The organism is Coriobacteriia bacterium (genome assembly GCA_013336165.1).
In the GTDB taxonomy this organism is placed as follows: domain Bacteria; phylum Actinomycetota; class Coriobacteriia; order Anaerosomatales; family JAAXUF01; genus JAAXUF01.
The window spans coordinates 81,042-106,058 of the sequence record JAAXUF010000005.1; the positions used below are offsets into that span (position 1 = coordinate 81,042).

Genomic DNA, 25,017 nt, shown 5'->3' on the forward strand with positions numbered 1-25,017 from the left:
GTGCTTCGCCGCCACTCCGAAGTCCTCGGCAAGGGCGGAAGCCACAACCTGCTCAACATCGGGCGGCTCGAACACGAAGGGTCCTCTCTACTGGCGGTCCGGTGCGGACGTGGCGGTCGCTGCGTTCGCGGCGCCCTCCGCTGGGTCCACATGCCCCACCTGCGCCATCCGCGGCAAGGCTCCCCGGCGCAGAATCGTGCGAACACGCCAGCGCACGTCGTCGCGCGTCGGAGCGTCAAACCGGAAGTGACAGCCCCGGGACTCGGTGCGAATCCAAGCGGCGTGCGTGATGAGATCGCTGACTGTGACAAGATTCTCAAGCTCCAGATGCGCCGGGTCGATGCTCTCGGACTCGAGTACCGAGGTAAGGTCCGCCAGCACCATCGCCGCCTCGCCAAGCCCGGAGTCACTTCGACTCATGCCGACGTTTCGCTGCATCGCATCCTTGACCGCCGAGACCAAGCCTTCTGTCGTCACGTTCTCGGTGACCGGCTCGCCGCCGACCGCCATGATGCGGCTCGGCACCTTCTCGGCAGGGGAATCTCCGAGGGCGCGGGCAATGCGGCGCGAGAAGACGAGGCCTTCCAGCAGCGAGTTTGACGCAAGCCTGTTGGCGCCATGCAAGCCGCTCGCGGTCACCTCGCCTGAGGCGTAGAGGCCCGGGATCGTGGTGCGGCCATCGATGTCGATCGCGACACCGCCCACCATGTAGTGCGCGGCCGGAGCCACCGGCACGAGGTCGTGCGCGAGGTCGTATCCCGCCTCGGCACAGGCCTGCCAGATCGTCGGGAACCGCGCGCGCAGATACTCCTCGCCGAGATGGCGCGCGTCGAGGTGGACATTCTTGCGCCCAGCGGCGGTCATGATGCGCTCGATCTCACGGGAGACGACGTCGCGCGGCGCGAGCTCGGCCAGCGGATGGACGCCCAGCATGAAGCGCTCGCCGGACGCATCGAGCAGGTAGGCGCCCTCGCCGCGCAAAGCCTCGGTAATGAGGAATCGCGGAGCGGCCGAGCTATCGAGCGCCGTGGGGTGGAACTGCACGAACTCGAGATCGGCGACTTCGGCTCCCGCCCGCCAAGCGGCCGCAAGTCCGTCGCCCGTTGCCATCAGCGGGTTGGTGGTGACCCGGTACACCTGCCCGGCTCCACCCGTCGCCAGCACCACGGCGCTCGCCCAGAAGACCTCGAGCGCGCCAGTAGCCACATTGAGCACGAGCGCGCCGACGCATTTCTCGCCGGCGGTGAGCAGGTCGATCAGGAAGCGCTGTTCGAAGACGTCGATGCCGGTGCTTGCGCGCAGCGAGTCCGTGAGTGCCTGCTGGATCGCGGCGCCCGTCGCGTCACCGGAGTGCAGCACGCGCGGCAACGAGTGGCCGCCCTCGCGTGCAAGCGCGACCTCGCCGCCCTCGAAGTCGAAGCGCACTCCGCGCTCCTGCAGCGCCGCAAGCGCTTCCGGCGCCTCGCCGACCACCGCGCGCACGACGTCTTCGTCGCACAGCCCCTGGCCCACAACTAGAGTGTCGGCCAGATGCAGTTCGACCGAGTCCGCCTCCCCCACCGCTCCGGCGATGCCGCCCTGCGCGTACCACGTGTTGGTCTCGGCGAGCTCGCCCTTGGTGACGAGGGCCACCGCATGTGTCGGCGAAGCGGTAAGAGCCGCCGTTAGTCCGGCGATACCGCTGCCGATGACGAGCACGTCGTACTCGCGCTGCTCGCACTCGGCGGTGTCGAAGCCGATGAGGTACCGGCGGCCCAGTGCATCCGGCAGCACTCCGGGGGCAATCTCAGAACGTGCCTCGCTAGCCAATCGCCACCATCTTCTCTACGGCCGCTCGTGCGCGCTCGCGCACGTCGGCGGGAACTGTGACTTCTCCTGTGCCGTTCAGAAGCGCATCGCGCACCTTCGTCAGCGTGGTGAGTTTCATGTTAGGGCACAACATCCTCGGCGCAAGCTCAAAAAACCGCTTGTCCGGCGCGGCCTTCGAGAGAGCGTGAAGCAGGCCGGCCTCCGTCACCACGATGAACTCCTGCGCGGGGCTCTCAGCAGCATACGCGAGCATCTGTGAGGTGGAGAGCACCGCGTCGGCCAGATCGACGACTTCGGGACGGCACTCGGGATGCGCCATCACGAGTGCCCCCGGGTGCGCCTCGCGCGCGGCAAGCACCGCCGCCGGCGTGACCTCGTCGTGCGTCGGGCACCAGCCCTCCCACAGCGTCACCTCGACGCCGGGCAGCGCGCGGGCCACCCAGCTGCCCAGGTTGCGATCCGGCGCGAAAAGGATGCGCTTGGCACCCAGCGCTCGCACGACGGCCACAGCGTTCGCGCTGGTCACGCACACGTCGCTTTCCGCCTTCACCTCCGCCGAGGAGTTCACGTACGTCACGATCGGTACGCTCGGGTTGGCGGCCTTCCATGCGCGCAGCGCCTCGCCGGTTACCATGTCGGCCATCGGGCAGCCGGCCTTGGGTTCGGGGAGCAGCACGGTCTTCTCGGGAGCGAGGATCTTGGCGGTCTCGGCCATGAAGTGGACGCCGGCGAACACGATCGTTGTCGCACCCGTAGCGGCTGCCTGCCGAGAGAGGCCGAGCGAATCGCCGACAAAGTCGGCTACGTCCTGCACCTCCGCACGCTGGTAGTTGTGCGCGAGAATCACCGCGTCGCGCTCTTGCGCAAGCGTGCGAATCTCGGCGGACAACGCTGCGATGTCGATCACAGGCCTGGCTCCTTCGCAGCTTCTGCACGCGGATCAAGCGCGAGATTGTCGATGAGGTGGGTGGCGCCGACACGCCCCGCGATGATGGCCCGGGCCGGGCGGTCAACCTGGGAGAGTGGCTCAAGCGTCGCGGCGTCGACGACTGCGGCGTAGTCCAGGACGAGATCGGGGTGGCCGAGCGCGACCGCGAGCATCACGGCTTCAAGCGCGTGGACGTCCCGCTCGCCGCCCACCAACGCGAGCGCGGCCGCTTCGAGCGCATGCGGCAGCGCGAGCGCAGTCTGGCGCTCCTCGGCCGACAGGTACGCGTTGCGGCTCGAAAGCGCCAAGCCGTCGGCATCGCGCACGGTCGGGCAACCGACCACCTCCACGCCGAGATCCAGGTCGCGGTTCATGTGCCTGACGATCTGCAGCTGCTGGTAGTCCTTCTCGCCAAAGAACGCGAAATCGGGGCGCACGATGCACAAGAGCTTAGTGACGACCGTGGCTACGCCGTCGAAGTGGCCGGGGCGCATCGCACCTTCCCACCGCTGGGCGAGTGGCCCGGGGCTGACGGTGACCTGCGCGTCTGCGCCGTACATCTCCTCGGCACTCGGCGTGAAAACGAACTCGACGCCGGAGGCGCCGAGCAGTTCGAGGTCGGTCTCAATCCGGCGAGGGTACTTCTCGAAGTCCTCGCCCGGAAGAAACTGTGTCGGGTTCACGAAGATGGAGACCACCACCAGCCCCCCGCGTGCGCATGCAGCCTCCACAAGCGACAGGTGGCCTTCGTGGAGCGCTCCCATCGTGGGCACGAGAGCCACAGCGCGTCCCTGCCGGCGCGCCTCGGCGATCGCCGAGCGAACCTCGTCCTTGGAGTCGATGCGCAGAATCACAGGTACACCGGTCCGTCCGCGTCATCGTCGGCGAACCACTCGGCAAGCCGGGCATCAACCTCGTCCATCACTCCGGCGGCGCTGTGGGTGCTCTGCTCCTCGCCCGGGAACGTGCGCCCGCGCACGTCACCGGCGTATGCACTCACAGCCCGGCCGATCTCCTCGGCGAGGTTCGCGTAGCGCTTGGCATGGCGGGGCAGGAAGTCTCCGAGGCCGAGGATGTCGTGGAAAACCTGCACCTGCCCGTCGCAACCAACTCCCGCGCCGATGCCAATGGTGGGGATATCGAGCATGCCCGAGATCTTCTCGGCCAGCTCGGCGGGAACGCACTCGAGTACGACCGCGAAGGCCCCTGCGTCCTGCAGCGAGAGCGCGTCGAGCACGAGAGCGGCCGCACCGGCGGCGTCCTTGCCTTGCGTGCGATAGCCGCCCAGCGTGTTGACCGACTGCGGCGTGAGACCGATGTGCCCCATGACCGGGATGCCCGCGCCCGCGAGCCCGCTCACGAGGGCAAGCGTGTCGGCGGTGGCGCCTTCGAGCTTGACGGCATGCGCACCGGCCTGCGCGAGGAAGCGGCCCGCGTTGCGCATGCCTTCGGCGTAGTCGGCCTGGTAGCTCATGAACGGCATATCGGCGATCACGAGCGCGTGTCCTGTCGCGCGGCTGACGGCGCGCGTGGCGCGGAGCATGTCGTCCATGGTGACCGGCAAAGTCGAGCTTTCGCCGAGCACGGTCATGCCCAGGGAATCGCCGACCAGTATCGCGTCCACGCCGGCGGCCTCGACGAGGCGGGCCGAGTGGAAGTCATAGGCGGTGAGCATGACGATGGGGGTCCCCGAGCGCTTCATTTCGCGAAACGCCGCAGCCGTCACTCGGGGAACGGGGGCGGGTCGAGCCTGTGTGCTCATGACGTCTCCTTCGCGGTTCCACCGTCGCAGCCTCGCCCGATTGCCAGGTCCACGCGGCGCCTCCGACTAGAGAAATCAGTATAACGCGCCGAGAAAGCGCGGACATGCGTTGTTGTCGGGGAACGGCGGCAATGCGCGCCTAGTCGGTGCCTTCGCTGCTCGATTGGGCCGGCATCGTGTCGACGAGTGCGGCCAGAAGCTCGCGAGCAGCGTCGGCGTCAGCTTCGGGAACCAACAGCCGAAACGTTCTCGGCAGGCCGAAGGGATCCATCGTCATTTCGGGCTCGTAGGGATCCCATGCGTAGGGGATTCCCGCCTCCTCGAGCACCTCACGCTTCAACGCCAGCGCCGAGTCCCACCCGGCCGTTGCGTCCTGTCTGGCCGAGCTGCTCGCGACCTCGACCCACTCATCGGCCACTATCGGCATGTCGTGCAACAGCACGCCGATGTCGGGGATCTCGCCCAGATCGCCGATCACTACCCCCTCGGTCGCGCCGTCGCGCGTGATGCGCGTACCGTCGGGCAAATGCAGGCGAGGCGCGATATCCAGAAGCGGCGTGACCACGAAGTCCCTCTCGGCCAGCCGGGGGTGCGGAATCGTGAGCTCAGGCGTGGTGCTCTCCTCGTCGCCGAACAGCAGGATGTCGAGGTCGATGACGCGCGAGCCGTTCTCGATGCCGCGAACGCGCCCCATGCTGTCCTCGATCTCGTGCAGGTAGCCGAGAAGTTGCTCGGCGGAAAGCCCGGTCGAAACGGCAGCGACCGCGTTGGCGAACCTGCGCTGCTCGCGCAGATACGCCGGCTCCGACTCATAGGCGTGCGACACGCGTTCCACGTGCATTTCCGGGATCTCGGCTATGGCGTCAATGGCCCGCGAGAGATTGAGAATGCGATTGCCCTCATTGCTTCCGAGCGCGATGTAGGCGGCTACCATCCGTGAAGACCCCCTCTTGGCCAGAGTCAGCAGCGGGCGCGGCCGCTCACTTTGAGTATCCCCAAGCAGCGATAAGTGTTACCCGTTGACTCTCTATCGCCTAGATTCCCGTCACGCGGATCGCGATCAGCGCTGCAACCAACACCGCCGTCGCCCCGGCGGCTGCCCAGTCACGAGCGCGTGCCTTGAGTTCCCTGACGCGCGTGCGGCCCTCCCTGCCATGATAGCAGCGGCTCTCCATCGCGATTGCGAGTTCTTCCGCATGGCGAAACGCGCTCACGAACAACGGTGTCAACAGAGGGACGATCGCCTTGGCCCGTGCCAGCAGATTGCCGGTCTCGAAGTCGGCACCACGAGCGGTCTGCGCCTTCATTATCTTGTCGGCTTCGTCTACGAGCGTGGGAATGAAGCGCAGCGCGATGCTCATCATCATGCCGATCTCATGGGCCGGCATACCGAAGCGGGCGAAGGGGCTCAAGAGAGACTCCACGGCGTCGGAAAGGTCGATCGGCGATGTGGTGAATCCGAGCATCGCCGTCGCCATGAACAAGACGAGGAGGCGCAGCGTCAGGATGATCGCCGACCATAGGGCCGCATCGGTGATCGAAGCAGGTCCGAGATGCAGGATCTCCACTCCGCTCCTCTCAAAGAACAGATACGCTACGAACGTGAAGACCAGGAACCCGACCACAGGCTTGAGCGAGCCAACGACCTTGCCGAGCGGCACCCGAGTCATCAGAACCGCTGCTGTCAAGAAGGCGAAGAGACATGCAAGCCCCGCCCAACTCTTCGCAACCACGAGCACCAGCATGAATGTGACGGCCAAGACTATCTTGAATCGCGGATCCATGCGATGGATGATCGAGTCGGTGTTGTAGTACTGGCCGATGGTGACCTTTATCGCCATGTCACACACCCCCGCCGAGAGCAGAAGCGATAGAGTCAGCCAGTTCGTCGAGCGCGAAGATCCCGTCGGGGAGCACAAACCCCTTATCGCGGAGCCTCGTCGCGAAGCTCGTGGCGAAGGGTACGTCGAGGCCGATTTCTCTCAGCTGCAGACCGCGGCTGAAGACTTCCGACGGCGTTCCGTGCGCAAACACCCTGCCGTCCTTCAGAACGAGTACGCGCTCGGAATGGGCGGCGATGTCTTCCATGCTGTGCGACACCATGATGATGGTCATGCCGTGTGCGTGGAACCGCCGCACTATCGCCATGATCTCATCGCGCCCCGATGGATCGAGTCCGGCCATGGGTTCGTCCAGAACCAACACCTTCGGGTCCATCGCAATGATGCCGGCGAGCGCAACGCGGCGCATCTGCCCGCCCGAGAGGTCGAACGGGCTGCGGTGTGCGTAGTGCTCGTAGTCCAACTCGACTCCCGCCATGGCCAGCCGGACTCGGTTCTGCACTTCATCTTCAGGAAGCGAGAGGTTCCGCGGGCCAAAGGCGATGTCCTCGGCGACCGTCTCGGCGAAGAGCTGGCTTTCGGGATACTGGAACGCCATCCCGATCTGGCGGCGCACCTCTCGGCGTGTGCGTTTGTCGGCCAGGTCGACGCCATTGACCGCGACGCGCCCAGAGGTCGGCTGCAGCAGACCGTTGATATGCTGGACAAGAGTCGACTTGCCGCTCCCCGTGTGGCCGATGATCCCTAGGAACTCCCCATCGGCGACCTCGAAAGACACGTCCCAGAGAGCGCGTGTGCAGGCGTCGCCGGCGCAGGGGTAGTCGTAAGTCACATGTTCGAAAACAACCGGCACAACTCCACCTCCAGCGTCTCCTCATCCAGTGTGTCGGGTACATCGATTCCGCGTGCGCGAAGCGCTTCGGAGAGCTTCACGACCATCGGAACGTCGAGCCGCAGCTCTCTCAGACGATCACCCTGAGTGAACACCTGATCTGGAGTGCCCTCCATGGCGACGCGGCCCTCAGAGACGACTAGGACACGGTCGGCAGCCAACGCCTCCTCCATGAAGTGCGTGATGAGCATCACGGTCATTCCGTGCTCACTCAGCTGATGCGAGACTCGGCGGATTCCTCGGCGACCACGCGGGTCCAGCATCGCGCCCGGCTCGTCGAGGACAAGGATGTCGGGCTCCATCGCGAGAATGCCGGCAATGGCGATACGCTGCTTCTGGCCGCCGGACAGGTTCGCGAATTCAGTCCTCGCGAGGTCCTCCATGCCGACGGCCGCAAGCGCTGCGGCCACCCGCTGAATGATCTCCTCCCGGGAAACGCCGAGGTTCTCCGGGCCGAAAGCGACATCGTCGGCCACAATCGACGTGACCATCTGGTTCTCCGGGTTCTGGAACACCATGCCGACTCGGCTGCGCACGTCATAGACGTTGTCGGGATCTCCGGTATCGATACCCTCGATGACGACCCGTCCGGAATCCGGGATGCACAGCGCATTGACGTGCTTCGCCAGCGTCGACTTGCCGCTGCCGTTCGACCCGATGATGGCGAGGTACTCGCCCGGCCGCACATTCAGCGTGACTCCGGCAAGCGCCGGCCTCTCGCCGTCATAACTGTAGTGAACGTCATCGAAGTGCGCATCGCCCCCACGATACTTCCCGGCACCCGCCCCTTCGACGTCGACGACCGGGACCGGCACAGGTATCTGCGGGCCCCGGTCGAATGATTCGACATCGTCAATGTAGTGGGAAGTGCTCACCGGTTCTGAGTTACCCTTCGCAATTGAACATGCTGACGCAATAATCGCTCCCTAGTTCTCGGAAGGATCGGTGACTGTGGCAGGAACGCTCTTCTTGGCCGGCTTCACGATCTTGGAGATGCTCTTGTACACCAGGAAGGTGATAACGCTGTTGATCAGCACCTTGGCGACGTTGAACGGAAGGAGTGCCGGAACGATCAATCCGGCTACTACTGCGACCGGCATTCCGGTGTAGATGGGAGTAACCACCAGGTTCGCGAGAATACTCACGACCACCATGACCACCGAGCCGACCACGAGCCCCAAGGCCGCTCCCTTGCGGGTCTTGTTGCGCTTGTAGACAAGCCCGGCGGGCACGCCCATTGCGATCATTGCCAGAATGTTCATCACGACGCCCCATACTCCCGAAGTCGACCAGTGGAGCAGGGCGATGAGGGTTCCGATGACAGCGCCCGCAAGTGGCCCGAACGTAAACGTTCCCACGAGCATCGCCACCGACGACGGGTCATACTTGAGGAAATCGAATCCTGGGATAAGCGGAAAATCAATGAAGCTGATAAGTACACCGATCGCGACCAGCACAGCCATCGTCACGAGTTGCCGGGTGTCCCAGCGGTTCGTGTTCTTTGGTGCGCTCCCCTTCACGGGGGTCTGACTGGAAGTGCTCTGCTCGTCCATGTGCCTTTCGTCCCTTCGGTTGGGGCGGGCACAAAAATACCCGCCGATGGTCATCTGCGGGCTTCAAGCACGTCCACTTTGGACGAGTGCTCTGTTCTTTCATCCGGACTATACCGTCGGTCCCGGAATTGCACCGGATCAGCGGCACTTGCATGCCGGTCGCGGACTTATGGCTCTTGCCAATCACCGCCGGTGAGGAATCGCACCTCGCCCTGAACAGACTCACCAGAATAGTAGCCGCCTCGTGCGGTTTTGTAAACGCCGAGTTCTTCCGAGTTCCGCCAAGTCCCTCTCATGCAGAAGGGTCCCGGTTCGATACCCGGGACCCTTCGTGAGTGACTCTGAAACGACGTCGCGCCGAAGCCCTAAGCTAGCCGGCGAGGATCGCCAGCAGCGGGACGAGCAGCAGTGCAACGATGTTGAAGACCTTGATCATCGAGTTGAGCGCCGGGCCCGCAGTGTCCTTGTAAGGATCGCCGACGGTGTCGCCGGTGACAGCGGCCTGGTGAGCGAAGGAACCCTTGCCGCCGAACTCGCCTTCTTCGATGAGCTTCTTGGCGTTGTCCCACGCGCCGCCGCCCGAGGTCATCGAGATGGCGACGAACAGACCGGTGACGATCGTGCCGACCAGCGCACCACCCAGTACCAGCGCGGTCAACGTGAAGGCGTCAGCGTACCCGAAGGCTTTGAGGATGAAGCCGATGATGATGATCAGCACCGGAACGCCCGTCGGGATGAGGGCCGGAAGCGACATCTCCTTCAGGGCAGTCTGCGTCACGATGTCGACGCACTTGGCATAGTCAGGCTTGCCGGTGCCCTCCATGATGCCTGGGATCTCTTTGAACTGCCGGCGCACCTCGACGACGACGCTACCGGCGGCCTTGCCGACCGACGTCATCGCGAGCGAGGCGAACAGGTACGGCAGCGCGCCGCCTATGAGCAGACCGACGAGCACACGGGGATCGGACAGGTTGAAGACAAGGTTCGCGTTCGGAACCTGCTCGGCGATCGTGTGCGTGAAGTCCGCGAAGAGCACGACGGCGGCGAGGGCGGCCGAGGCAATCGCATAGCCTTTGGTGACGGCTTTCGTGGTGTTGCCAACCGCGTCGAGAGCGTCGGTGTGGACGCGAACCTCGGCGGGCAGGCCAGCCATCTCGGCGATGCCACCGGCGTTGTCGGTGACGGGACCGAACGAGTCGATCGCGACGACGATACCGGCCATGGAGAGCATGGCGAGCGCGGCCACGGCGATACCGAAGATGCCGCCAAGCCAGTAGCTGCCGAGCGTGGCAAGCACGATCGCGACGACCGGCAGCGCGGTCGCCTCCATGCCCACCGAGAGGCCCTGGATGACGTTGGTGCCGTGGCCAGTGACCGAGGCCTTGGCGATCGAGTGCACCGGACGGAACTTCGAGCCGGTGTAGTAGTCAGTGAGGTAGACCATCGCAGCGGTGAGCACAACGCCGATGACGGCGCAGAACCAGATCTTGAGCGGCGACAGGCTGGCGGAGGCCAGACCGGCGTTCACGACGGTCAGGTTTGACGTCAGCCACGTGGTTACGGGATAGAACGCCACTGCTGCAACGCCGGCGGCGACCCAGAGACCCTTGTAGAGAGCGCCCATGATGGTCCCGTTGGGGCTCATTTTCACGAACCAGGTACCGATGATCGACGCGACGATGGAGACCGCGCCGATCGCGACCGGGAAGCCCAGGGCGGCGGCGAGGCCGTCAGCGCCAAAGGCGAGGTTGCCGATCAGCATCGCGGCGACAGTGGTGACGACGTAGGTCTCGAAGAGGTCGGCAGCCATACCGGCGCAGTCGCCAACGTTGTCACCAACGTTATCGGCGATGACGGCGGGGTTGCGGGGATCGTCCTCAGGGATACCGGCCTCGACCTTGCCGACCAGGTCGGCTCCGACGTCAGCGGCCTTGGTGAAGATACCGCCGCCGAGACGAGCGAACACCGAGATCAGCGAGCCACCGAAGCCAAGGCCCACCAGCGCACCGAACGGCGCGATGCCAGCGTAGACCAAGAGCGACATGACCGACACCGACAGGATGCCGAGGCCGACCACGAACAGACCGGTGACGGTACCGGACTCGAAGGCCACCGTGAGCGCCTTGCCGAGCCCCGAGCGGGCAGCCTCAGCCGTGCGGACGTTGGCCCGGACGGAGATGCCCATACCGATGAAGCCCGCTGCAGCCGAGGAAATGCCGCCGAGCAGAAAGCCCAGCGCCGTCCACAGTCCGAAGCCGGGAACCTTGTAGAGGGCAAGGATGAGAACCGCGATGATCGCGGCAACAATTGCCACCGTACGGTACTGGCGGCCCAGATAGGCCATCGCACCTTCCTGGATGGCTGCAGCGATTTCCTGCATCTTAGCGTTGCCCGCAGGCAACTTGTTGATCCTCACAATGAGGAAATAGGCGTAGACAGCGGCAAGAACGCCGGCGGCCAAGCCGAGGAACAGGGGCAGTTGGGGCATTTCTCCTCCATGCATCCGGAACGTGCGGGCGTGAAAGCCCACACCCCTCAAGTCGGGGCACATTTTAGCAGAGTGAGTCCGCGTGCAAGAACAATTCGCGTACATGAATCTGCAAGCGACCCAATATGTGGCCGAAAAGGTCGGTGAGCGGTCGAGCAGGACGGCGGTACCTACTCGGCGAGCGCCTGGATGAGCTTGAGCGCTTGGACCGTGGGAGCCACGTCGTGCACCCTCAGGACAGCCGTGTTGCGCTCTGCGGCCCAGCATGCGACAGCGAGCGACCCGCCGAGACGCTCCTTCGGCTGCGCAACGCCGCTGAGCGCCCCTACGAAACTCTTTCGCGACGCGCCGACCACCAGCGGATAGCCGAGGGCGGCAAGCTCAGGCAGCCGCCTGAGCAGCTCGATGTTGTGTTCGAGCTTCTTACCAAAGCCGAGGCCCGGGTCGATCGCAATCCGATTGCGGGCCACGCCCGCAGCTTCGAGCGTCGAAGCATGTCTGATCAGGTACTCGCCCACCTCGATCACGACGTCGCCGTAGCGAGGTTGCTCCTGCATGGACCTCGGATCCCCTGCCATGTGCATCACGACCACGCCCGCGTCGCATGATGCCGCAACGCGGATCATCTGCGTATCGCGAAAGCCGGAGACGTCGTTGATGATACTCGCGCCCGCATCCACACACGCCTGCGCGACCTCGGATCGACGCGTGTCAACGGACACGGCAATGCCGTCCTGAGCAAAACGCGTCACCACCGGCCGAACCCGAGAGAGCTCGGCGGCAACCCCGACGGGCTCGGCTCCGGGGCGAGTCGATTCGCCCCCGATGTCGAGGATGTCGGCTCCCTCGGCAAGGAGGCGTTGTCCCCAGAGAATTGCAGCCGCAGGCTCGTCATGCAGACCACCGTCAGAGAACGAATCCGGCGTGACGTTGAGGATCCCCATGACAAGCGGGCCCGTCAGATCGAACTCAAAGCGTCCGCACTTCCAGATCGAGCTCACCTGCGCGACCTGTCGGTGATGAGCGACATGGCCTCGGCGCGGGTGGCGGGGTTGCTCTCAAAGATGCCGCGAACGGCGCTCGTGATGGTCTCGGCACCGGGCTTCTTGACGCCGCGCATCGACATGCACAGATGCTCGGCCTCGATGACCACGATCACGCCGACAGGGCCGAGATGCTCGACGATGGTATCGGCGATTTGGGAGGTCATTCGCTCCTGGACCTGCGGGCGCTTGGCGAACACGTCCACCACGCGGGCCAGCTTGGAAAGCCCGCAGATGCGCCCACCCTTCCCGGGGATGTAGGCCACATGTGCACGCCCCATGAACGGGATGAGGTGATGCTCGCACATCGAGTACAGCGGTATGTCGCGCACGAGCACCATTTCCTGGTGCCCCTCGTTGAAGGTCACGCAGAAGTGCTCTGAGGGGTCTTCTCCCATTCCCGAGAAGATCTCCTCGTACATGGAGGCGACTCGGCGCGGGGTTTCGAGCAGCCCTTCGCGATCCGGATCCTCGCCTATCCCTTCAAGGATGAGGCGAACACCGAGTTCTATCTTCTCACGATCCATGCACTGCTCCTGCCCTATCGGCGTCGGTATTCGTGGTTTGAGACGACCTTTGGCTACTGCTTTAGCCCGATGATTCCGGCCTTCACGGCAACCAAGACGGCCTGGGTCCTGTCGGCTTGGCGCAGCTTGCGCAGGATGTGGCTCACATGGGTCTTTACCGTCGTCTCGCCGATCCACAGCGCACGCCCGATGTCTTTGTTGGACATCCCTTTTGCCATGAGTTGCAGCACCTGCAGTTCGCGCTCGGACAGCGAATCCGTTTCGCCTTCTGCGCCCTTCTGGGTTCGCCCGGAAATGATGCGTGTTGCGACGTTGGAGTCGAACACCGACTGCCCGTCGGCGACAGCGCGAATCGCGCGGACGATCCTTTCGGGCCTGGTGCCTTTGAGAATGTATCCGGACGCTCCCGCCGAGAGCACCCCGAACACCTCGTCGTCGTCGTCGAAGCTGGTAAGAACCAGCACACGGCTTTCAGGGGATGCCTGTAAGATGCTTCGACAGGCCTCAACACCACCCGCTCCGGGCATCCTGAGATCCAGCAGCACAACGTCGGGCCGCAATTTCGTGCATTCGTCAATCACGCTCTGCGTGTCCGCGGCTTCGCCCGCGACAGCAATGTCCGCTTCGCTCTCGAGCAGCGTGCGAAGCGCGTATCGGACCAGTTCGTGATCGTCGGCGATGAGCACACTGATCTGTTCCATCTACGCCACAGCCCCGGAAAACTCGACACGGATGGTCGTGCCATGACCGGGCGCACTCTCCACGCTGAGGCTGCCGCCTTCGCGGAACACGCGCTCGCGGATGCTGCGCAGGCCCACGCCCGAGTGAGAACCGCTGTCCGGCTTGAACGCGGGGTCGAAACCCCGTCCGTTGTCGCAGATCGTGAGGCTAACACTCTCATCATCTGCCCCGGTGAGCCTCACCTCGAACGTCTCGGCCGCGGAATGTCTGACGATGTTGCTGACCGCTTCTTTTGCGACGCAGTAGAGGCAGGACTCACGAGAAGCGGGCATGGAAGGCATCGCGCCTTCGACTACGAGTCGGCCTTGGACCGTCGTGCCTACGGTGACCTCGTGAATCCAGTACTCGATCGCACCAGCCAAGCCAAGCTCATCGAGCTTCATCGGCCGCAGGTCGTAGATTATGTGGCGCAACTCGGTCATCGAATCGTCGACCTGCTGCTGCAGATGGTCAAGGCGTTCAGCCGCCCCCTCGGGGTCCATAGCGATGCGCTTCCGGGCGATCTCCATGCCCAGCGAGATCGCGAAGAGCGACTGCACCACGCCGTCATGCAGTTCGATTGCGATGCGGTCGCGCTCGCTGGCGAGCAGGACGTAGCGGCTCTGCTCGGCAAGACGGGCGTTCTCGACGGCCGCACCGGCGAACGCCGAGAGAACCGACAGGAAGGCGATCTGCGTCTCGGTGAAGGGCCGGTCGGCCGAATTGATGGCGAGGATCAACCCCACCGGATGGTCCTTGACCTTCACGGGGCTGAAAAGGAGCCAGGCGTCGTGCTCGGGGTAATGCTCAAGGAGCACGCCATCGGCTTCAAGCGCCGCTTCCCCGAGCTCCTCAAGCCGCTCCCCCCACCACGCCTGCGAATGCACATTGCGCCGGCCGCGCACCACGATGGTATCGAGGTCCAGCTGCCCGCCATGCGAGTCCGCGAGCACGATGACGGCCTTGTCGGTATCGGTGATGCGCTTCGCGCGCTCCACAATTCCGCTCAGGACGGCTTCAACCCCGCCCGACGAGGACACCACATCGGCAACCTCGCCGAGCATCGCGATCAGCTCAAGCTGATGGCTCTGGTCGAACTCCACAGTTCCCCCAACTCCTGCAACGACAGCGCCCTCTACGGCAGCGATCCCTACAACTGGAACGCCGAGGGGACGCCCGGCGCCATCGGCGGTCCGACAGGCTCCCCGCCTTCATCTTCGCTCTTGTTCTCCGCTTCCGGCTCGTCCGAGGGCTCCTCAGGCTCCGGCACCGGCCTTGCGGCCTTCTCGATGAGGAACTCTTCCCAGCGGCCGTTGAGCAGCGCCTCAAGCTCCTCGCGATCGAGCGTCTCGCGCTCGATGAGGATGCTTGCCATCAGATCGAGCTGCTGCATGCGCTCGCTCAAGATGGAACGAGCCTTCGAGTAGGCCTCGTCGATGAAGCGCGAGACCTCCTTGTCGATTTCATAGGCGACCTCGGGACTGTAGTCGGCATTCGCCGAGAAGTCGCGCCCGAGGAAGACCTCGTGATTGGCCTCGCCGAACGTCTGCGGCCCGAGTTTCTCGCTCATGCCGAATCTGGTGACCATCTGCTTGGCCAGCTTGGTCGCGCGCTCGATGTCGTTGCTGGCGCCGGTTGTGACATCGCCGATGGCGAGCTCTTCGGCCACGCGCCCGCCGAGCAGGCTCGCGAGGTCGGCGATCATCTCGGACTTGGTCCCGAGGAACTTCTCCTCCTCGGGCAGATGCCACGTGCTGCCCAGAGAGCGGCCGCGCGGAATGATGGTCACCTTGTGAATGACATCTCTGTTTGGCAGAACATGGCCGATGATGGCATGCCCGGATTCGTGATACGCGATGACCTTCTTCTCCTCCTCGGAGATGAGGCGGCTCTTGCGCTCCGGACCGGCGATGACGCGATCGATGCCCTCTTCAAGCTCGACCATGTCGACTTTCTTCTTGCCGTGCCGAGCCGCGAGCAGCGCGCCTTCATTCACCAAGTTGGCGAGGTCGGCACCGGTGAAGCCCGGCGTGCGGCGTGCGAGCACCTCGAGATCGACATCGTCGGCCAGTGGCTTGCCACGCGCGTGAATCTTCAGGATGCCGAGACGCCCCTTGAGGTCCGGGCGATCAACGGTGACCTGGCGGTCGAAGCGGCCCGGGCGCAGAAGCGCGGGGTCTAGGATATCGGGACGGTTGGTCGCCGCAATGAGGATGACGTTGTCCTTGATGTCGAAGCCGTCCATCTCCACGAGGAGCTGGTTCAGCGTCTGCTCACGCTCGTCATGGCCGCCGCCTAGTCCGGCACCACGCTGGCGCCCAACGGCGTCGATCTCGTCGACGAAGATGATGCAAGGACTTGCGGCCTTGGCCTGCTCGAACAGGTCACGCACTCGGCTGGCTCCCACACCAACGAACATCTCGACGAAGTCGGAACCCGAGATTGAGAAGAAGGGAACGGCTGCCTCGCCTGCAACTGCACGCGCGAGCAGCGTCTTACCTGTGCCTGGAGGGCCCACCAACAAAACGCCTTTTGGGATCTTGGCGCCGAGAGCCTGGAACTTCCCGGGGTTGGCGAGGAACTCCTTGATCTCCTGCAGTTCTTCGATTGCCTCATCGGCGCCGGCTACGTCTTTGAACGTGATCCTAGGCTGATCGCGCGTCATGCGCTTAGCCTTCGACTTGCCGAAGCTCATGATTTGAGAGTTGCCGCCCTGCATCCGGTTCAAGAAGAAGAACATGATCAGGACGAGCAGCAAGATGGGTAACACGGACGAGAGTATCGAGATCCAGGGGTTCGGCCCGGATGCATCAACGGTATAGGTGGTTGCCGAGTAGTCGGCCATGAGCGTGGCGAGGTTGTCCTCTCCGACATAGGTCGACGTGAACGACTTCACGTTGGTGTCGTTCTTGTCCGCGCCCGACTCCCAGTAGTGACCGGTGAGGGCGTTGCTGCTCACGACGTATGTCGCGTCTTTGACGCGTCCGTCCTTGACCGCCGTCACGAACTCGCTTGTCGCGAGTGCCGTAGGCTTGGTCGTGCTGGGCGAACCCATCTGGACCATGACGACCCACACAAGGACCGCCAGCAGAACCAGATACAGTAGAACGGTTCTTAAGTTCTTGTTCACATTCACGTGGTGCTCCTAAAAGAGAAACCGTAGTGAGCCGATACGCCTAGCTGGTGTAGATTTCGGGCTTCAGGACCCCGATATAGGGAAGATTTCGATAGCGCTCCGCGTAGTCCAGCCCATATCCGACCACAAACTCATCAGGTACATCAAATCCCACGTACTTACAGTTGATAAGTACCCGTTGCTTGCCTTGTTTGCTCAAGAAAGCCACAACTTCGAGCGACCGAGGTTTGCGTGATGCGAGGTTCTTGAGCAGGTACTTCAGAGTCAGCCCCGTATCGAGAATGTCCTCGCACACGAGAACATGGCGTCCTTCGACCGTCTCATCGAGATCCTTGAGTATCCTCACAACACCCGACGACTTGGTCGACGAGCCGTAGCTCGACACGGCCATGAAGTCGAGCTCAACCGGCGAGGAGATCGAGCGCGCGAGATCGGCGAGAAAGATCGCCGCACCACGCAGCACGCCGATGAGAAGCACGGGCTCGTCGCCGTAGTCCCGGCTGATCTGCTCGCCGAGATCACGAACACGCTGCTGAATGTCCTCTTCGCTGAGGATCACATGCGATATGTCGGAATGAAGTCCCATGCGCCCAGATCGTCCCTTCACCAACGAACTCGCTTATTTGCCCTTAGTCCTCGGCCTTCAGCCAAGAGAGCTTCATGGCCCTGCTCGTACCGGGACCGACCCGATACTCCTCACTCACGCGCACACCGGCCAACCATACGATGCGTTCGCCGTCCCTGACTACCGGCACCGCCGGCCGTTCTCGGCGAGGGACTTTTGCGTCGACCAGCAGGTCGGAGAGCTTTCGCGTCCCCTCCATGCCAAACGGCCGCATCCGATCCCCCGGTCGCAGCGCATCCACAACGAGCGTACGCGCATTCCCCGCGTCAATCGTCACCGAACAGGGACCGCCCGCTATGTCGGCAGGCGAGACCTCCTCGGCAATCATGCTCCCGGCCGGACCGAGATCGACGGTACCGGGTATCGGGAGCAAGGAAGGTGCCACCGCACGCGGCTCGGTGTCCGCGAGCGAGACGATCAGTTTACCGTACTCGCCCTCAGCCCGCAGACCGCACGGCAGGTCGCGGGCGAAGCCGTCTTGCGCGAGGCCGTCGACGAGCGCCTCGATGTGTGAGGATTCCAGCCGAGACGCCTCAGGAAACGCCGCCGCGAGGGCCGTGCGGATGGTACGCCGCGCCATCGTGCGATCCAGCGTCAGTATCCAGGCGCGATCGAATTCGATGCGCTCGTTGGGAGTGATGTCGGCGAAGTCGCGGGCGAAGTCGGAGGCCATGCGGGACAGGAGCGCGTCGTCGGCGGCTAGGAGATCGATGGAGCGCGCCAGCGTCTCGCGGAAGGCGGGGTTCACGCGCTCGGCGACCGGAACGATCTGTGTGCGCACGAGGGCGCGCAGTCGCGTGGTGTCGGCGTTCGTGGCGTCTTCGCGCCACGGCTGGCCGAGATCGTCGCGCAGGTACGCACGGATGGCTGCGCGGTCGCAATCGAGCAGCGGGCGAACAATGCGGCCGCGCTCGTACGGGATCGAGGAGAGCCCGGCCGCGCCGGAGCCGGTGATCGCGCGCATGAGGAAGGTCTCGACGCGGTCGTCACGATGGTGCGCCACGGCGATGCGACCAGCGGAGCGCGACACGCCCGCTGCGTCGCACGCGACATCGAGCGTCTCATCGGCGAAGCGGTAGCGGATACGGCGGCCGGCGTCCTCGAGGTTCAGGCCTTCCTCGGCGGCATAGGCCGCGACATCGAAGCGCACAACGGTGCAGGGAACGCCGATCTCGGCTGCGAGCGCCGACACGAAAGAGGCGTCACCATCGGCGGCATCGGCGCGCAGGAGGTGGTTCACGTGGAGGACCGAGATCGGCCCAGTCTCGCCGAGATCCCCTGCGGCAAGCAGGCGCAGAAGCGCAACGGAATCAGCGCCGCCGCTGACGAGCGCGAGCACAGGTGAGTCTTGCGGGAGCATGGCGCGACGCTGGACGGTCGCGCGTGCGGTTTCTGGAAGAGATGCCATGTGAGAAGGATAACGATATATCGGCAGGAGCGCCAGCGCACGAGCGGCGGCCTCCCGCTCCGCCGTGTGCGCCGCATCCTCGGCGTACGGGAACAGCTCAAACGGCTTACGCGCTCCCCCGCGGCCGCAGCCAGCCGCCGAGAACCGCCAGCGCGCCGTCGAGCACCAGCGCGAGTGCCGAGACTGTGAGTGCGCCTTCCAGCACGATGCCCGCGTTCTGCGTGCTGATGCCGGTGAAGATCGGCAGCCCCAAGCCGCCCGCGCCGGTTGCCGCAGCCACCGTCGCGGTACCGACGTTGATGATCACCGAGGTCCGCACACCCGCCATGATGACGCCGGAAGCCAACGGAAGCTCGACGGTGAACAGCACGCGCCAACGCCCCATCCCCATGCCGCGCGCAGCGTCGATGACGGCCGGCTGCACCGAATCGAGCCCGGAAACCACGCCGCTTACCACCGGGAACAGCCCGTACAGGAAGAGCGCCACAACCGCAGGCGCTAACCCGATGCCCAGCACCGGCAGCATGAGCGCGAGCACGGCGATCGGCGGGAACACTTGTCCGAAGTCCACCCCAGTCGAGACGATCTCTCGAAAATCCCGCCCGCTGTCGCGTGTCACCCAGATCCCCAGCGGGATGCCAACCACCAGCGTGAGTGCACTAGAGATGGCGACGATGAGGAGGTGCCGCGCTGCGAGATCGAGGAGCGGCGTCGCAAATACCGGGTCGCGCGCTTCGCCGAACAGCGCCGTGAGCGCGCTTGCCACCAGCGGCTGATTGGCCACCACGAGCGCGAGCGCCACTGCACCCGCCAGCACGCCGACCGTTCCTCCCCACCCGCGAGTCTGCACCCCGCTCATGTCAGGCCTCGGGGTTCTCGGCGGGGCGCGAGACGGAGGGCGCGGCGAGGTACGCGTCGCTGGTTTCGAGCGTGCGCTCGACGTCGGCGAGCGAGATGTCGCCGAGAAGGCGGCCGGCCTCGTCGACGACCGGCACCGTCCGGTATCCGAGCGCGAGCATGCGCGCAAGCGCCTCCTTGAGTGACGCGTCGGGCGCGACCGAGGTCTCGCGCCAGTCCACGCGGGTGGCAGCCTCGGCTGGCGTGACGCTGCGGGTGATCCGGCGGCAGTCGATCCAGCCGGCAAGAGTGCCGGCAGCATCCGTGAGGTATACGAACTGCTCTGGGCCGCAGGCCGCGCGCTCGACCTCATCGGGGTCATCGACGCGCGCCATGGGGAAGCCGGTGCGCATGGCGGTGCTCACGCGCACGCGGGCGAGGCGCTTGAGTGCCGCGTCGGCTCCCATGAAGTCGTGGGCGAACTGGTTCGCCGGGTGGTCGAGCAGCATCTCGGGGGTGTCGTACTGCTGGAGCCGCCCGTCGCACAGAAGCGCGATACGGTCCGCGAGGCGCATTGCTTCATCGGCGTCGTGCGTCACGAAGACGACGGTCTTGCGCAACTCCCGCTGGATGCGCGCGAACTCGCCCTGCAGACGGTCGCGCGTGAGCGGATCCACCGCGCCAAACGGCTCGTCCATCAGCAGCACCGGCGGATCGGCCGCTAGCGCCCGCGCGACTCCGACGCGCTGCGCTTCGCCGCCGGACAGCTCCCGCGGGTACTTGTCCGCGTACGCCGACGGGTTCAGGCCGACGAGCTCCAGCAACTCCGACGTTCTCGGCGCGATGCGCGAAGGTTTCCAGCCGAGGAGGCGCGGGACGGTCGCGATGTTCTCGGCGACAGTCATGTGGGGAAAGAGGCCGACCGACTGGATCGCATAGCCAATGTGGCGGCGCAGCTCCTCGGGTACGAGTGTGGCGGCGTCGATGCCGTCGATGAGGATGCGGCCGGATGTGGGCTCGATGAGACGGTTGATCATGCGCAGCGTTGTGGTCTTGCCGCAACCCGACGGGCCGATCAGCACGCAGACCTCGCCGTCGGGGATCTCGAGCGTGAGGTCGTCGACGGCGGTGTGGTCGCCATAGCGCTTGGCGACGTGTTCGAGCGTGATCATGCGGCGGCCCTTTCACGACGAATGCCCGGCGAGACGATCGCGCGCTCAAGCGCACGCATGCCGCGGTCGGCCGCGATCGAAAGCGCGACCATCGGCAGTGCGCCGAGCAGCGTGAGGTCCGCCGCCTGCGATCCCCAGCCGAGAAACACCAGCGTGCCCAGGTCCTGCGCGCCGCCGATCGCCATGACCGCAGCGATGCCGATGGTGAGCACGAGCGCTACGCGGACGCCCTCAAGCACGAGCGGCAGCGCCAGCGGGAACTCGACCCGGCGCAGGAGCTCGGCGCGCGACATGCCCATGCCGCGCCCGGCGTCGGCGATCGCGGCGTCGACTCCGGCGATGCCGAGGTAGGTGCTGCGCACGATCGGCAGCAGCGCGTAGAGCGTGAGCGCGATCAGCACCGGCAGCGGCCCGATTGAGGGCAGGCCGAGAGCGGCCAGCGGCACCATCAGCAGCCCGAACAGCGCGAGCGACGGCACCGTCTGGATGACGCCCACCACCGGGATCGCGGTCGCCCGCACAACGCGCCGGCGAGCCGCGAGGATGCCCAGCGGGATGCCCAGCGCGGCTGCGATCGCGGTGCCGCCGAGCGATAGATAGATGTGGTTGACGACGAGCGTCCAGAACGTGTCGGCTTGCGCCCGGTATTCGAGCGCCAGGGACAACCATGCGAGACCGCCCCACAGCACGGCGACCACAGGTAGCACGATGGCTGCCCCAGCCGCTGCGACGGTGACCATCCGATGCGACGCGCGAGCCCCCTGATACCACACGGCGACCACTCCCGCGAGCATGAGCCACGCACCCACGCCGATTGAGACCCGCGCAGGTGTGTCCCCCGCCGGAGTCAGCCTCACCGCCGCCGAGCCCAGCGCCAGAAGCCAGCAGCCCCATGTCGCCACGGCGGAGGCGAGCAGTGCCGGCCCGCGGTACCGCCGGGCAGCCTGCGACTGCACAACGGCCGCCGTCAGCGCGCCCGCCAGCGCGATGAACAGCAGCGCTGCCCAGAGCGGCGCGGCCGTCCAAAGCCTCACCGGCACGCCACTGACGATGCGATTCGCGCTCGACTCCACGAACGGCAACGCAACGCAACTCACGAGCGCGACAAGTGCGCCCGAGAGGGCCACCCTGTCACGCGCGCGGACGGAGGTCTCCTCGGCAATGATGTCTGGCGTTCTCGCTATGGTAGCCCCCCGATGCGTGCAGTTGGTCGCTATTTCACGAACCCCTGAGCTTTGAGCCAGTCCGCAGCAACTTGTTTCGCGCTCTTGCCATCGACGTCGACCTGCTTGTTGAGTGACTGCAACGTGGTCAGATCGAGTTTGGCGAACACGGGATTCAGAATGCCTGCGATCTCAGGGTACTTCTTCGTGACGTCTGCGCGGAACGTCGGAGCCGGCTGGTAGATCGGCTGAACGCCGAGCGGGTCGCCCAGAACCACGAGATCGAGCGCGGCTAGCGAGCCGTCGGTCCCGTAGGCCATGGCGGCGTTCACGCCTTGCGCACCCTCGGCGGCGGTCTTCTCGGTGACGGCGGTATCGCCGGTGGCGAAGGCGACTTGCTGTGCGGAGGTGAGCTTGAACCCGTACGCCTTCTCAAATGCCGGGAATGCGACGTCACTGGTGAAGAACTCCTGCGACCCTGCGATCTTGAAGGTGCCGCCCTTCTTGATGTAGGTCGCGAGATCAGAAAGCGTCGTGATGTTGTTGGCAGACGCGAACTTCTTCGGAACTGCCACGGCCCATGTGTTGTTTGCCGGTGCGGGCGATAGCCAGTCGATGCCGATTGCGGCATCTTCCGTCTTCGCCGTCTGATATGTCTGGTCGGCGCTCTTGAGCACCGCCGCATCCACTTTCACGTCGCCGTGAAAGACCAGCACGGCATTGGCGGTGTATTCGGGATAGACGTCGATCTGCCCGTCGAGCAATGCCTGGCGAACGACCTTTGTGGCACCCGTACGCGTCTTGTCGACAACGGTGAAGCCATTGGCCGCGAGCGTCTGCATGATGATCTGGCCCAGGATCGTGCCTTCGGTGTCGATCTTCGACCCGACGGTGATCGGGCCCTTCGTAGCGCTTGAGCCGCTCTTCGCCGAGCAACCCACCACTGCGACCAACAACGCCAAGGCCGCGACTATTGAGACGATGCGTCTCCAAGATCTTGTCATCCCGCCGCTCCCCTTTCAGACTCCCCGACACTGGACTCCCGCCAACGATACAGCGGATGCGCTCCAGAACGATGAAGTGTTTGTGCCCGAGTGCGGCTGAGGGCAATCGCGCCGAAGTGCGTATCACCGCGGAGTCCGAGAGTCCGACGCTTTCTACAATGCCGTTAGTTCAGCGGTATTCTGACAGAAGCCGGAAATCGGATTGCGCGGAATAGCGATACATTCGACTCGCGCGCCCGACGGCGTCAAGCGCTCGTGCAACACTCGCAACCTCTCCGATTTCACACGGCGCTTGACTGCGCCGAGCAGCGCCGGAATGTCTTCGACAGCGATCCTCAACTCTCCCGACGGGATCTCCAGCACTCCCGCCGATACGCCAAGAAGACCGAAGCGGCGAACTACCCCGTCTCGATCAGGCGCCATAATGCAGCCCCGATCCCTGTCTTGTGCCGAATGCAGGGAAGCTGCCGACTGTGCGAAGCGCTCACATAGGTCGCTGACAAGCGCAACCACTTCATCGATCTTCCGTCCGACAAGTCCAATGCTTGCAATGAAGTCATCGCCCCCGACGTGCCCAACAAAGAACTGTTTTTCGGCACCGGAGGACCGGAGCAGATCCCCGAACACCTGGATCGCCCGATCTCCCACCCGAAATCCATAGAGGTCATTGAACGGCTTGAACTGATCGAAATCAAAGTAGACAAATGCTCTGCCTTTGTCTCGATCGGCCAAGTCTCCTCGAAAATGCTCGTTGATCAAAGCGTTGCCCGGCAGGCGGGTAAGCGGATTCGAATCGCGCGCGCTCTCTAAATCGAACTCATGCAAGGCCGACAACAGCTCCGAAGGAGCGAGGATTCCGGCATAGCAACCGTTGTCGGTGACGACTATCCCATTTTGGGCACGCGTCGATACGGAGAAGAGCCCGAGTGCATCTTGAATCCCCGCGTGGACATCGCACGTGACAGTACGTGTGACCAACTCGCGGATTGTCCGCCCGCTGGGGCCGGTGAGAAGCGACCAGCCATACTGCGAGTACATGTAAGGTCGCATCGTCTGCTCAGTGACTATTCCGAGAGGCTCGCCACTCCCCTCGACCACGGCAACATAGGCCGGACGCTCAGCTCCCTTGAAGCGCTCGATGAGGGTGTCGACTCGATCGTCCGCGCCGACTGGTTCGACGTATTCCACAGGCAGCGATCGAAGTCTCATTGCTTTGCTTCTACGATCGTTTTGGGCGAGTTCCGCCAAGTGGGGATACGATTCGCGCAGATCGGCGAGTTCGGTTGTAGGGCGTTGAACGAAGTACCCCTGAACGAGATCGCATCCGATCTCCCGGCAAAAATGCAGTTCCTCTTCCGTTTCCGCGCCTTCCGCGATGACAGATATTCCGAGCAGATGCGCCATGTCGACCACGTGTTTGACGAAGAGGCTCTTCCTAGAGTCGGTGTTTGCCCCGCCGATGAAGAAGCGGTCAACCTTCACGAAGTCGGGCTGCGTCTCGTAGAGCATCTGAAGCCCCGAGAATCCCGTCCCGAAATCGTCGAGGGCAATGCGAAAATGCTGGTCGCGGTACGTTCCGACGGTCATGAGCGCACTGCCCGCGGAAACCCGGTGACGTTCGCTGATCTCGAAACACACACTGCTCGAAGCGATACCGTGTTCGGCGAGCATCCGATTGGTCTCGCCGGGATGATAGTCGGCCATCTCCATGACCCTGTTGTCCACATTCATGAACAGTTTGGCCGACCCGTGGTTGGGAAGCCTAATAAACTTCGCGATTGCCAGAGCGCGAAGCTCTAGGTCGAGCTGGAAGATCTGCCTCTCGGCGAACGCGGCATCGAGCATCTCATGTACCGAGCCAAAGTGCGCATCCCAGCCGCGTACGAGCGCCTCGTAGCCATAACAGGAGCCGGTGTGCAGATTGCATATCGGCTGGAAGGCGAAATCGAGGTGCGAGAAGACCGTCTTCCAGTGCTCGCCGACAACAGGACCCATTCGGAATGCCTCTCTTGTGCGATCACGTCTTGTCACTGCATGAGTGAGTATCGACAGCCCTGAGACCCCAAGACATTGGATCCGTGTGAACACTGGCAAACCTTAGTAACAAAC

Annotated in this window: 22 protein-coding genes and 1 riboswitch; all 22 genes read right to left on the reverse strand. The window is 64.3% G+C overall.

Going from position 1 to position 25,017, the window contains the following annotated elements; all coding sequences use genetic code 11:
• Window positions 1-87: 87 nt before the first annotated feature.
• Window positions 88-1,758, reverse strand: coding sequence for an L-aspartate oxidase (nadB, locus tag HGA39_05375; protein NTW28778.1), 1,671 nt, complete (start codon window positions 1,756-1,758; stop codon window positions 88-90).
• Between the two features lie 43 nt (window positions 1,759-1,801).
• Window positions 1,802-2,716: a quinolinate synthase NadA gene (gene nadA / locus HGA39_05380; GenBank protein ID NTW28779.1), complete on the reverse strand. Its 915-nt coding sequence runs from the start codon at window positions 2,714-2,716 to the stop codon at window positions 1,802-1,804.
• Complete coding sequence (locus HGA39_05385) at window positions 2,713-3,588, reverse strand: pantoate--beta-alanine ligase (protein ID NTW28780.1); 876 nt, start codon at window positions 3,586-3,588, stop codon at window positions 2,713-2,715. Before HGA39_05385 ends, nadA begins: the two co-directional genes overlap by 4 nt.
• The gene (panB, locus tag HGA39_05390) at window positions 3,588-4,499 is read right to left on the reverse strand and encodes a 3-methyl-2-oxobutanoate hydroxymethyltransferase (protein NTW28781.1); all 912 of its coding nucleotides are present in this window, start codon (window positions 4,497-4,499) and stop codon (window positions 3,588-3,590) included. The genes HGA39_05385 and panB overlap by 1 nt, the downstream gene beginning before the upstream one ends.
• Before the next feature lie 139 nt (window positions 4,500-4,638).
• The gene (gene folK, locus HGA39_05395; protein ID NTW28782.1) at window positions 4,639-5,433 is read right to left on the reverse strand and encodes a 2-amino-4-hydroxy-6-hydroxymethyldihydropteridine diphosphokinase; all 795 of its coding nucleotides are present in this window, start codon (window positions 5,431-5,433) and stop codon (window positions 4,639-4,641) included.
• A 100-nt stretch (window positions 5,434-5,533) separates the two neighbouring features.
• On the reverse strand, window positions 5,534-6,340 hold the full coding sequence (locus HGA39_05400) for an energy-coupling factor transporter transmembrane protein EcfT (protein NTW28783.1): 807 nt from the start codon (window positions 6,338-6,340) through the stop codon (window positions 5,534-5,536).
• A gap of 1 nt (window position 6,341) precedes the next feature.
• Complete coding sequence (locus HGA39_05405; protein ID NTW28784.1) at window positions 6,342-7,193, reverse strand: energy-coupling factor transporter ATPase; 852 nt, start codon at window positions 7,191-7,193, stop codon at window positions 6,342-6,344.
• The gene (locus tag HGA39_05410) at window positions 7,169-8,047 is read right to left on the reverse strand and encodes an energy-coupling factor transporter ATPase (protein NTW28785.1); all 879 of its coding nucleotides are present in this window, start codon (window positions 8,045-8,047) and stop codon (window positions 7,169-7,171) included. Before HGA39_05410 ends, HGA39_05405 begins: the two co-directional genes overlap by 25 nt.
• Window positions 8,048-8,158: 111 nt before the next feature.
• Complete coding sequence (locus HGA39_05415; protein NTW28786.1) at window positions 8,159-8,785, reverse strand: ECF transporter S component; 627 nt, start codon at window positions 8,783-8,785, stop codon at window positions 8,159-8,161.
• Window positions 8,786-8,872: 87 nt separating this feature from the next.
• Window positions 8,873-9,009, reverse strand: a riboswitch (FMN riboswitch).
• A gap of 146 nt (window positions 9,010-9,155) precedes the next feature.
• Window positions 9,156-11,273 (reverse strand): sodium-translocating pyrophosphatase, encoded by a 2,118-nt coding sequence (locus tag HGA39_05420; protein NTW28787.1) that lies wholly within the window; start codon window positions 11,271-11,273, stop codon window positions 9,156-9,158.
• 170 nt (window positions 11,274-11,443) lie between these two features.
• Window positions 11,444-12,274, reverse strand: coding sequence for a dihydropteroate synthase (gene folP, locus HGA39_05425; protein ID NTW28788.1), 831 nt, complete (start codon window positions 12,272-12,274; stop codon window positions 11,444-11,446).
• Complete coding sequence (folE, locus tag HGA39_05430; protein ID NTW28789.1) at window positions 12,271-12,843, reverse strand: GTP cyclohydrolase I FolE; 573 nt, start codon at window positions 12,841-12,843, stop codon at window positions 12,271-12,273. Before folE ends, folP begins: the two co-directional genes overlap by 4 nt.
• A gap of 53 nt (window positions 12,844-12,896) precedes the next feature.
• Window positions 12,897-13,544: a response regulator transcription factor gene (locus HGA39_05435; protein ID NTW28790.1), complete on the reverse strand. Its 648-nt coding sequence runs from the start codon at window positions 13,542-13,544 to the stop codon at window positions 12,897-12,899.
• Window positions 13,545-14,666 carry a GAF domain-containing sensor histidine kinase gene (locus HGA39_05440; GenBank protein NTW28791.1) on the reverse strand — a complete coding sequence of 374 codons (1,122 nt, stop codon included), beginning with the start codon at window positions 14,664-14,666 and terminating at the stop codon, window positions 13,545-13,547.
• Window positions 14,667-14,713: 47 nt separating this feature from the next.
• Entirely contained in the window at window positions 14,714-16,627 is a 1,914-nt protein-coding gene (locus HGA39_05445; protein NTW28792.1) for an ATP-dependent zinc metalloprotease FtsH, read from the reverse strand.
• A gap of 112 nt (window positions 16,628-16,739) precedes the next feature.
• Window positions 16,740-17,285: a hypoxanthine phosphoribosyltransferase gene (gene hpt / locus HGA39_05450; GenBank protein NTW28793.1), complete on the reverse strand. Its 546-nt coding sequence runs from the start codon at window positions 17,283-17,285 to the stop codon at window positions 16,740-16,742.
• Window positions 17,286-17,328: 43 nt separating this feature from the next.
• Window positions 17,329-18,732, reverse strand: a complete 1,404-nt coding sequence (tilS, locus tag HGA39_05455; protein ID NTW28794.1) for a tRNA lysidine(34) synthetase TilS — start codon at window positions 18,730-18,732, stop codon at window positions 17,329-17,331.
• A 106-nt stretch (window positions 18,733-18,838) separates the two neighbouring features.
• Window positions 18,839-19,591, reverse strand: a complete 753-nt coding sequence (locus HGA39_05460; protein NTW28795.1) for an ABC transporter permease — start codon at window positions 19,589-19,591, stop codon at window positions 18,839-18,841.
• A 1-nt stretch (window position 19,592) separates the two neighbouring features.
• Complete coding sequence (locus HGA39_05465; protein ID NTW28796.1) at window positions 19,593-20,741, reverse strand: ABC transporter ATP-binding protein; 1,149 nt, start codon at window positions 20,739-20,741, stop codon at window positions 19,593-19,595.
• Window positions 20,738-21,868 (reverse strand): ABC transporter permease, encoded by a 1,131-nt coding sequence (locus HGA39_05470; protein NTW28797.1) that lies wholly within the window; start codon window positions 21,866-21,868, stop codon window positions 20,738-20,740. Before HGA39_05470 ends, HGA39_05465 begins: the two co-directional genes overlap by 4 nt.
• Window positions 21,869-21,954: 86 nt before the next feature.
• A complete protein-coding gene (locus HGA39_05475) occupies window positions 21,955-22,908 on the reverse strand; it encodes an ABC transporter substrate-binding protein (protein NTW28798.1) in 954 nt (317 codons plus the stop codon).
• Window positions 22,909-23,061: 153 nt separating this feature from the next.
• Complete coding sequence (locus tag HGA39_05480) at window positions 23,062-24,903, reverse strand: GGDEF domain-containing protein (protein ID NTW28799.1); 1,842 nt, start codon at window positions 24,901-24,903, stop codon at window positions 23,062-23,064.
• Window positions 24,904-25,017 lie beyond the last annotated feature (114 nt).